Here is a 229-nt window from a genome sequence, read left to right as displayed (position 1 = left end):
ATATTTAAAGAATCGTTCCCCACCGAAATGTGTTGCCGGCGCGAAGTAATGATACGATAAATAAGAAACACAAAATAGGAAAGGCGTTGTAACTGCTGCCAGGATGAAAACACGGTGCATTTTCACATTCTTCTTAATAATAGAGTATAAATCTGCTAATAAGAATACGAACGTTAAGCTATTAAAAATTGCATTTAACATTGGTAAAATTGTTACATCAAAATGTACT

The 229-nt window shown here is 33.2% G+C and carries 1 protein-coding gene; it reads right to left on the bottom strand.

Features of this window, described 5'->3' with window-relative positions; all coding sequences use genetic code 11:
- Positions 1-229 (bottom strand): DUF420 domain-containing protein (locus KVT31_RS30105; protein ID WP_217613780.1); only part of this gene is annotated, 229 nt, incomplete at both ends.

The organism is Bacillus sp. GbtcB14 (genome assembly GCF_019091205.1).
In the GTDB taxonomy this organism is placed as follows: Bacteria; Bacillota; Bacilli; order Bacillales; family Bacillaceae_G; genus Bacillus_A; species Bacillus_A cereus_AG.
This window is presented reverse-complemented; position numbering and strand designations above follow the sequence as displayed.